Origin of the sequence: Arthrobacter agilis (genome assembly GCF_002953615.1) — a bacterium.
Classification (GTDB): Bacteria; Actinomycetota; Actinomycetes; order Actinomycetales; family Micrococcaceae; genus Arthrobacter_D; species Arthrobacter_D agilis_B.
In genome coordinates this window covers 497,539-505,264 of sequence record NZ_CP024915.1, presented here as the reverse complement: position 1 = coordinate 505,264, position 7,726 = coordinate 497,539, and the positions used below count along the sequence as shown (strand labels likewise).

Here is a 7,726-nt window from a genome sequence, read left to right as displayed (position 1 = left end):
GGCGCCTGACCCGCCAGCGCATCCCGCTCACCCAGGACTACCTGCAGGCGGGCCAGCGGTACCAGCTGCTCGAGCAGTGGGAGAAGGACGATCTCATCGCCAACTTCGTGACGCTGATCGGGCAGGCGGCCCGTGCGGTGCAGGAGCGCATGGTCTGGCACTTCTACCTGGTCGACGACGAACTCGGGGCCCGCGTCGGCGAGGGACTCGGGGTCGGCCTGGCCGACGTGAAGGACCTGCCGCCGCTCGCCAGCCAGACCCTGTCCGAGGAGGAGCTGGAGCGCCTGAAGAACCTGGGCAGCAACGGTCCGCGGGATGTCGAGGGCCTGACGATGACGCACTGCGTGCCGAACGAGCACGTCGTCGTCACCCGCTAGCCGGCCCCCGCGGCGGGGAGGCGTCGGTGCCTAGCGCCGGCGCCTCTCGGCGGCCTGCCGCCCGAGCTCGGCCACGGCTGCTGCCGCCACCACCAGGGACAGCGCGACGACGGCGAGCATCACGTACAGGAGGACGAGCGTGGTCATGGGCGACGACGCGGTGTGCAGGATCCGCAGACCGCCGAGCAGCCCCACGGCCCAGAAGACCCCGACTCCCGCGAGCGCGTAGGCCGCCCGTCTGCGCCCGCGATCGAACCCCATACCCCGGGCGCACTGCGCCAGGAGGCCCTGCCATTGATTCATACCTCAACTATGGAGGTGCGCCCGTGGCGCGACGCTCGCGGGCGAACGTCGTGTCCCTCACATTGACAGCGCCCCGGGGGCATGCTGTGCGGCGACCGTGCCCGCCGGCCCGGCAGGCCGCTGTCCGGACCGGCATCAACCGCCGGGAGTGCGCCGGAGCCACGACAGAAGCCGCCAGCCGCCCGTGACACCGGTGAGCGTCCGGTCCGGCTCGAACAGGTTGCCCGGCGCTGCCGCCGCCGACCCCTTCTTCACCGCGAGCGTGCGGTAGGCGCGGGCGACCACCGGCTCGTACACGGCCGGTGCCAGCGCCCGGGCGTAGACGAATGCCGACTGGATCCGGCCCACCTGCACCAGGCGGCGGGGACGGCGCGAGACGCGGACGATCGCCCGGGCCACCCTGACCGGGTCCGTGACCGGCGGTAGCGGGCGGACGGAATGACCGGTGTAGTTCGCCGCATGCTGGTGGATGGGTGTGTCGATCGTGGCCGGCAGGACGGCGCAGACGTGGATCCCGGGCGCGTCCCTCAGCTCCATCCGGAGCACCTCCAGGAAACCGAGGAGCCCGAACTTGCTGGTGACATAGGGGCCGACGAGTGGCGAGGTGATTCTCGAGTAGACCGACGCGACGGACACCAGGACCCCCCGGCCCTGGGTGCGGAAGACCCGCAGGGCTGCACGCGCCCCGTACACCTGGCCCAGGAGGTTGACGTCGATGATCCGGTCGAAGACCTCCGATGGCGTCTGCTCGAAGGTGCCGAAGCTGTACAGCGAGGCGTTGCCCACCCAGACGTCGATACCGCCGAACGTGCGGACGGCGGCGTCGGCGAGGCGGTCGACGTCGTCCTCGATGCCGACGTCCGTGGGCACGACGATCACCGCGGCCCCCCTGCCGCGGCACTCGGCGGCCACCGTCTCCAGCGTCCGCGCGTCGCGCCCGGCGAGGACGAGCCGGGCTCCGTCCGCCGCGAACAGTCGCGCCGTCGCCCGGCCGATACCGCTCGACGCGCCCGTGATGACCACGGTCACCGTGTCAGTCACCGTGGCAGTCATCGTGCCTGTCCCGACCGGCCGATCATCACCGGCCCTGTCGCGGATCGCCGTCCTTCGGGATGTCGGGATCGATCGAGTCGGCCTCCTGATGGTGGTGCGTCACCTTCTCACGAAGCCCCTGCGCATCCGTCTGCCTCTCCTGGGCCTGTCGGCGAAGCCGCTCGGCCTCGATCTCGGCACGCTGCGCCTCGGCTTCGGCCATCGTCGCCTTCGCCTCACGCTCGCGTGCCTCGAGTTCCGTGTTCTTCGCCTGCTCGCGCATCTCGGCGGCCCGGTGGCGGTCCTCTTCCTGCCGGCGCTCCCGCTGGGCGGTGCCCCGCTTGCGGAGCAGCAGTGCCACCAGGGCGATGACGGCCAGGAGGACGACGACCCCGACGACGATCCACACCACTTGACTCGTATCCATGACCGGCTCCTTCACTCGTTGGTGGCGCCCATGCGCCGGGGTGTCTAACCGCCGAAGCCGCCGAGGCCGGGGATCTTGCCCAGCAGATCCTTCGGGGTGATGCCGAACCGTGCGAGGAGGTCCGCGTGCTGCTCCGGATCCACCCGGTCCGGGAGTTCGGACCCGGCCTGGTCGGCGTGGTCGTCCTTGCCCTGGCTCTTCAACAGTTCGATGATCTGCGACTTGTCGATCTGCATTGCTGCCTCCTCGCGGTGTCCCGCATCATTAGTAAGCGTGCTTACGAAAGCATGGCACAGGGCCCTCCACTTGTCACTGGTACGGGGGGACCACCGACAATGGCTGCATGCCCCTCACCCTGACGCTGCTCGCCGACACGCACCTGCCCAAGCGCGCGAAGGAGCTCCCTGCGGAGGTGTGGGCCGCCGTGGAGTCCTCCGACGTCGTCGTGCACGCCGGGGACTGGACCGAGGAAGCCCTGCTGGACGAACTGGAGTCCCGCGCCGACCACCTGATCGCCTGCTACGGCAACAACGACGGCGACGGCCTCCGGGCGCGGCTGCCCCTGGTCGCGAGGGCGGAGCTCGACGGCGTACGCCTCGCCGTCGTGCACGAGACGGGCCACAAGCAGGGGCGCGAAGCACGCATGGCTGCGCTCTACCCCGACGTCGACGTCCTGGTGTTCGGCCACAGCCACATCCCGTGGGACACCTCCGCCGACTCCGGGCTGAGGCTGCTCAATCCGGGCTCCCCCACCGACCGGCGCCGCCAGCCGTTCTGCACCTACATGACCGCCGTCATCGACCCACGAGGGGTCGAGGCCGAACTGCACCGGCTGCCGGCGCGCTAGCCCCGGACACGATCCCTGTCCAGAAGGATCATCCGATGAAGAGCCTTCCCCAAAGACCTGTTCGGTCGGTCAACGATCCGCCTAGGGTTTCAAGGTGAGCACAGCGAGGACGGCAGGAACCGGGACCATTCCGACACGGCGCTCGAGCATCAAGTGGATACTGATGCTCGGCGCCCTCGCCGCGCTGCCGGCGATCACCACCGACATGTACCTCCCGTCCCTGCCCGTCGTGGCGGAGGACCTCGGGACGACGCAGGCCGCAGCGCAGTTCACGATGTCCGGCATGCTGATCGGGGCCGGCGTGGGCCAGCTCGTCATCGGACCGTTCTCCGACCGGTTCGGACGGCGCCTGCCCCTCCTCATCGGCATCTCACTACACGTCGTGACGTCCGTCCTGTGCTCCATCACACCCGACATCGGGACGCTGATCGGGCTGCGCGTCTGCCAGGGCTTCTTCAATGCCGCCGCGTCGGTCGTGGCCATCGCCGTCATCCGCGACCGCTTCGTGGGCTCGGACGCGGCCAGGCTGCTGTCCCGGCTGATGCTCGTCATCGGAGTGGCGCCGCTCTTCGCGCCGACCGTCGGGCAGGCCATCTCCGGTGCGTGGCAGTGGAGGGCCGTGTTCTACGCGCTCGCGCTGATCGGGCTCTTCCTCGTCCTGATCGTCTGGAGGTTCATGCCGGAGTCGCTGCCACGGGACCAGCGGCGCCCGGGCAACCCGCGACAGGTCGCCGGGGGTTACGCGGCCCTGCTCCGCGACCGGCACTTCATGGCCCTCGCGGTGATTCCCGGCCTCGGGCTCGCCGTGATCATGAGCTACGTCGTCGGCTCCCCCTTCGTCTTCCAGGACGAGTACGGCCTCGACCAGGGACAGTTCGCCGCAGTGTTCGCGCTCAACGGCGCGGCGATCGTCGGTTCGGCCCAGCTCAATGCGGCCCTCGTGCGCCGCGCCGCACCGATCCGGGTCCTCAGGATCGCCGTGATCGTGCAGATGGTCTGCGCCCTCGTCCTCCTGGCCATCGCGCTCACCGGCTTCGGCGGAATCGTCGGACTCGTCGCCGGCCTGTGGCTCGTCCTGGGGACGCAGGGCATGATCCCCGCGAACGCCTCGGTCCTCGCACTGCACAACTACGGGCACATGGCCGGCACCGCCGCCGCCGTCATCGGCTCCCTCCAGTCCGGGGTGGCGGGACTCGTCAGCCCGTTCGTCGGTCTCCTCGGCGGCGACTCGGTGGCCATGGTGTGCGTGATGCTCGTCGCCGTGTCACTCACCCTGATGGTCCTCGCCGTCGGGACGCCGGCCTACCGCACGGGCGGCTGGCGCGAGCGCGACGGCATGGAACCGGGACCGACCACCTCGGCCGCCGGCACCGAGGAGCGCGAGGCGGAACAGGTGGAGGCCCAGGGCCCCGACCAGCGCGGCTGACACCGACACGTCCACGGGGCGTTCGGACCCCGATGCGGGAGCAGTACCTGACACACCGCCCGCACTCTGGGACAATGGAGCACCTGTGTTCGCGGCCGCCCATGACGAGAGGAGTGCCATGACCGTCCTGCAGATCGCCCTCCTCCTCGGCGCCGTGATCGTCGTCTGGTTGCTCGCGGTGGTCCTCATCGTCGTGTGGGTGATGGGGATGAGCCGGAACGCTGCGGTCGACGACGAGAAGTTCCGGCGTGATCTGGCCCGGGAGAGGCGCAGGGCCGAGCGCAGGGCCGCGGCGAAGGCGGACAAGACCTCCGCCTGATCGTCTCCGGTCCTGGTCCCACCACCACGGACAGGACTAGCATGGGGGTCCGCCGGTTCCCCGAGCCGCGATCCGTAGGAGGAGGTGGAGTCATGGTCCCTGACGTTGCGCAGTGCGCCGCCGCCCTGATCCGCCCCGCCTCCCTCCCTCTCCCGCACTAGCCGCGCCCGTGGGAGGCCCTCAGCAGAGGACCTACGTTGGACACTCTCGTGCAGTACGGCTTCACCGACCGCGTCGACGGTCTCTTCTCCTCCTTCGCACCCACGGCCGGCACACTGCCGGCCCGGGTCATCCGGGCCGATCGCGGCCGCGTCCTGCTCGCCCGGCCGCAGGGCCTCCTCCACCTCGACGGCGACGGCGGATTAGTCACCGGCGACTGGGTCGGGGTGCGGGACGACGGCGGGTCCCCGGCCGTCGTGTGTGCCCTGCCCCGCTGGTCCACCCTGCAGCGCAAGCGCGCCTTCGACCCCTCGTCCCAGGCCCAGGTCCTCGGCGCCAACATCGACCTGGTCGGCGTCGTCGTCCCCCTCGACCGGCCGCTGTCGACCAATCGACTCGAACGGACCCTCGTCGCGGCCTGTGACTCGGGTGCCGTGCCGATCGTCATCCTCACGAAGGCCGACCTGAGCACCCGGTTCGACGACGTCGTCGCCGAGACGATCGCCCGCGTGCGCGGCGTGGAGGTACTCACGACGTCGGCGGAGGCAGCCGACGGTCTCGAGGAGCTGCGCGGGCGGATCGGCACAGGGCAGACCCTCGCCCTTCTCGGGCCGTCCGGCGCCGGGAAGTCGAGCCTGATCAACGCGCTCACCGGCGAGGACCGGCAGGACACGGGAGCGGTGCGGGCCGGCGACGGCCGGGGTAGGCACACGACGACGGCGCGGGAGCTGGTTCCTCTCGGCGACGGCGCCGTCGTGATGGACACGCCGGGACTCCGGGGGTTCGCCCTGTGGGACGCCGAGGACGGGCTGTCGGAGGTGTTCGGGGACGTCGAGGCGCTCTTCCCCGACTGCCGTTTCCGGGACTGCGCCCACGACCGCGAACCGGGCTGCGCCGTGCACGCTGCCATCGGGTCGGGCCTGCTGGAGGAACGGCGCTGGCTCAGCTACCGGAAGATGGAGCGCGAACTCGCGAGCCTCCACCGAAGGCAGAGCGTCGCTGAGCAACGGCGACGCACGACGTCGTCCCATCGACCGCCCCGCGATGCGGGGATGGGGAAGGACGACCGGAACCGGCCTGCCGACGATCGCTGAGCGGGATGCCGTCGAACTGTACGAAGCGCGCCGAGGACGCCGTCAGGCATGCGCGGCTGCAGCCGGCCGCCGAGACGGGCAGCTCTGGCATGGCAGAACCCTCCTGCCAGGGGTTCTGCTGGTCAGGAGGGTTCGGATGGAGCCCCCTGTCGGATTCGAACCGACGACCCCCGCTTTACAAGAGCGGTGCTCTGGCCAACTGAGCTAAGGAGGCGTGCTGACCGGGCCAGCGGCACCGCCGCCCTCCCGAGGGGGAGGTGACGCCAGCGCTCAATAAGGGTAGCCCAGCCCCGGCACCGCGGGAAATCAGCCGCGCGCATCCAACTGCGCCTGGACCGCCGTCTCGAGATCCTCGACGGCGTTCGGCACCACCTCACCGTTCACGTACACGGTGGGCGTTCCGCCGACCGCCGCGGCCTGTGCTGCCTCGGTCGTGTACTTCACCCAGGGCCGGAAGGTACCGTCCTCGACGCAGGACGAGATGTCCCCCGCACCGGCATCCGCGGCGAGCGCCACGAGGCCGTCGTCGTCGAGCTCCCCCTGCTCGTAGTGCGCGAACAGCCGCTGGTTGACGTCGAAGTACACCTCGGGCGCGGAATCGGCCACACAGGCGACGGCGTTCGCAGCGCGGGAGGAGTACTCGGTGCTGCTGGTGCGGTCGAGGTAGGCCACGGTCCGGTACTCGAAGGTGATCTCGCCGCCGTCCAGCCACGAGAGGATCTGCTCGGAGTGCCGCGCCTCGAAGTCCGCGCAGTGCACGCAGTTGACGTCGACGTAGGCCACCACCTGCAGGGGGCCGTTGGTGACGGAGGTGATGCCCTCCGGCACCGTCCCCTCGGCGGCGGGCTCCCCGGGCAGGGTCGCGACGTCGACCGCGTCGGTCCCCGTCGGCGCCGTGTCCGTGCTCGACAGGAGCGTGATGCCACCCTGGGCATTGCCACCCTGTGGTGCCGGCCCGGCATCGGGGACCCGTCCTCGCACGGTGTCGACCACCACGAAGGCGATGACCGCGACGACGACGAGGGCTGCCACCACGACCCCCCACCGGGCGAGGAGCCCGTTCCGGCGGTCCTTGCGCTGCTGCTCCTCGCGCGCCAGGCGCTCGCGTTCACGGCCGGCGGCGGCGCGTTCGGCTTTGGTCGGTTTGCGTGCGGGTGCGGGTGCCATCAGTCCTCTTCGTCGGCCGTGCGGTGGCGACAGTTTATCGGCCGTTGCTTCAAGCCCCCTGGGACGCCGGACCGCGGGGAGCACGACCCGATAGAGTCACGGGGAAGACCAACTACCGCGATGGAGCCCGTTTTGAGCGCAGCACAACCTTCGACCACGCCAGGGGTCATCCCGACGTTCTCCGCGGACGGCGGGTTCGGCGACTTCGACTTCATCGTCGTGTCCAACCGGCTCGCGGTGGACCGCGTCGTCGACGAGCACGGCGCCAGCGCGTGGCGCCGTTCCCCGGGCGGCCTGGTGACGGCACTGGCGCCGGTGATGGCGAAGGCCGACGGTGCCTGGGTGGGCTGGCACGGAGCTCCGGACGAGACGCTCGAGCCGTTCGACGAGGCCAACATGCGCCTCGTCCCGGTGCCGCTCAGCGCGGAGGAGGTGGAGCTGTACTACGAGGGTTTCTCCAACGCCACCCTGTGGCCGCTCTACCACGACGTCATTGCCTCCCCCGAGTTCCACCGCACCTGGTGGGATTCCTACCGCAGGGTGAACGAGCGCTTCGCGGAGGCGACCGCGTCCGT

11 protein-coding genes and 1 tRNA gene are annotated in these 7,726 nt (G+C 70.6%); 6 read left to right on the top strand and 6 right to left on the bottom strand.

Annotated elements, in window-relative coordinates; all coding sequences use genetic code 11:
- Nucleotides 1-377: catalase-related domain-containing protein (locus CVO76_RS02460; protein ID WP_279628589.1), on the top strand; the 377-nt coding region annotated here is incomplete at its 5' end.
- Between the two features lie 30 nt (nucleotides 378-407).
- Here the strand turns inward: CVO76_RS02460 and CVO76_RS02455 are convergent.
- From CVO76_RS02455 to CVO76_RS02440, 4 genes are all read right to left on the bottom strand, one after another.
- Nucleotides 408-680 (bottom strand): hypothetical protein, encoded by a 273-nt coding sequence (locus CVO76_RS02455; RefSeq protein WP_133083140.1) that lies wholly within the window; start codon nucleotides 678-680, stop codon nucleotides 408-410.
- A gap of 135 nt (nucleotides 681-815) precedes the next feature.
- Nucleotides 816-1,721 carry an SDR family oxidoreductase gene (locus tag CVO76_RS02450; protein ID WP_208740555.1) on the bottom strand — a complete coding sequence of 302 codons (906 nt, stop codon included), beginning with the start codon at nucleotides 1,719-1,721 and terminating at the stop codon, nucleotides 816-818.
- 37 nt (nucleotides 1,722-1,758) lie between these two features.
- Complete coding sequence (locus tag CVO76_RS02445; protein WP_133083138.1) at nucleotides 1,759-2,139, bottom strand: hypothetical protein; 381 nt, start codon at nucleotides 2,137-2,139, stop codon at nucleotides 1,759-1,761.
- A gap of 44 nt (nucleotides 2,140-2,183) precedes the next feature.
- Nucleotides 2,184-2,375, bottom strand: a complete 192-nt coding sequence (locus CVO76_RS02440) for a hypothetical protein (protein WP_208740554.1) — start codon at nucleotides 2,373-2,375, stop codon at nucleotides 2,184-2,186.
- A 107-nt stretch (nucleotides 2,376-2,482) separates the two neighbouring features.
- Between CVO76_RS02440 and CVO76_RS02435 the strand changes: the two genes are divergently transcribed.
- The 4 genes from CVO76_RS02435 to rsgA all read left to right on the top strand — a co-directional run bounded on the left by CVO76_RS02435 (nucleotide 2,483) and on the right by rsgA (nucleotide 5,984).
- Complete coding sequence (locus tag CVO76_RS02435) at nucleotides 2,483-2,986, top strand: metallophosphoesterase family protein (RefSeq protein WP_208740553.1); 504 nt, start codon at nucleotides 2,483-2,485, stop codon at nucleotides 2,984-2,986.
- A 94-nt stretch (nucleotides 2,987-3,080) separates the two neighbouring features.
- Nucleotides 3,081-4,412 carry a multidrug effflux MFS transporter gene (locus CVO76_RS02430; protein ID WP_432206122.1) on the top strand — a complete coding sequence of 444 codons (1,332 nt, stop codon included), beginning with the start codon at nucleotides 3,081-3,083 and terminating at the stop codon, nucleotides 4,410-4,412.
- A 118-nt stretch (nucleotides 4,413-4,530) separates the two neighbouring features.
- On the top strand, nucleotides 4,531-4,731 hold the full coding sequence (locus CVO76_RS02425) for a hypothetical protein (RefSeq protein WP_208740552.1): 201 nt from the start codon (nucleotides 4,531-4,533) through the stop codon (nucleotides 4,729-4,731).
- A 197-nt stretch (nucleotides 4,732-4,928) separates the two neighbouring features.
- Complete coding sequence (gene rsgA, locus CVO76_RS02420; protein ID WP_208740551.1) at nucleotides 4,929-5,984, top strand: ribosome small subunit-dependent GTPase A; 1,056 nt, start codon at nucleotides 4,929-4,931, stop codon at nucleotides 5,982-5,984.
- A gap of 137 nt (nucleotides 5,985-6,121) precedes the next feature.
- Here rsgA and CVO76_RS02415 read toward each other — a convergent pair.
- Both CVO76_RS02415 and CVO76_RS02410 read right to left on the bottom strand, forming a co-directional pair.
- Nucleotides 6,122-6,198, bottom strand: a tRNA-Thr gene (locus CVO76_RS02415).
- Between the two features lie 92 nt (nucleotides 6,199-6,290).
- Nucleotides 6,291-7,151, bottom strand: a complete 861-nt coding sequence (locus CVO76_RS02410) for a DsbA family protein (RefSeq protein WP_208740550.1) — start codon at nucleotides 7,149-7,151, stop codon at nucleotides 6,291-6,293.
- A gap of 168 nt (nucleotides 7,152-7,319) precedes the next feature.
- Here CVO76_RS02410 and CVO76_RS02405 point away from each other — a divergent pair.
- A partial coding sequence (locus tag CVO76_RS02405; protein ID WP_244186283.1) for a trehalose-6-phosphate synthase occupies nucleotides 7,320-7,726 on the top strand: 407 nt, incomplete at its 3' end.

Coding starts and splice junctions, on each gene's coding strand:
- CVO76_RS02455 (WP_133083140.1), bottom strand. CDS start 680: ATGAATCAATGGCAGGGCCTCCTGGCGCAGTGCGCCCGGGGTATGGGG.
- CVO76_RS02445 (WP_133083138.1), bottom strand. CDS start 2,139: ATGGATACGAGTCAAGTGGTGTGGATCGTCGTCGGGGTCGTCGTCCTC.
- CVO76_RS02440 (WP_208740554.1), bottom strand. CDS start 2,375: ATGCAGATCGACAAGTCGCAGATCATCGAACTGTTGAAGAGCCAGGGC.
- CVO76_RS02435 (WP_208740553.1), top strand. CDS start 2,483: ATGCCCCTCACCCTGACGCTGCTCGCCGACACGCACCTGCCCAAGCGC.
- CVO76_RS02425 (WP_208740552.1), top strand. CDS start 4,531: ATGACCGTCCTGCAGATCGCCCTCCTCCTCGGCGCCGTGATCGTCGTC.
- CVO76_RS02410 (WP_208740550.1), bottom strand. CDS start 7,151: ATGGCACCCGCACCCGCACGCAAACCGACCAAAGCCGAACGCGCCGCC.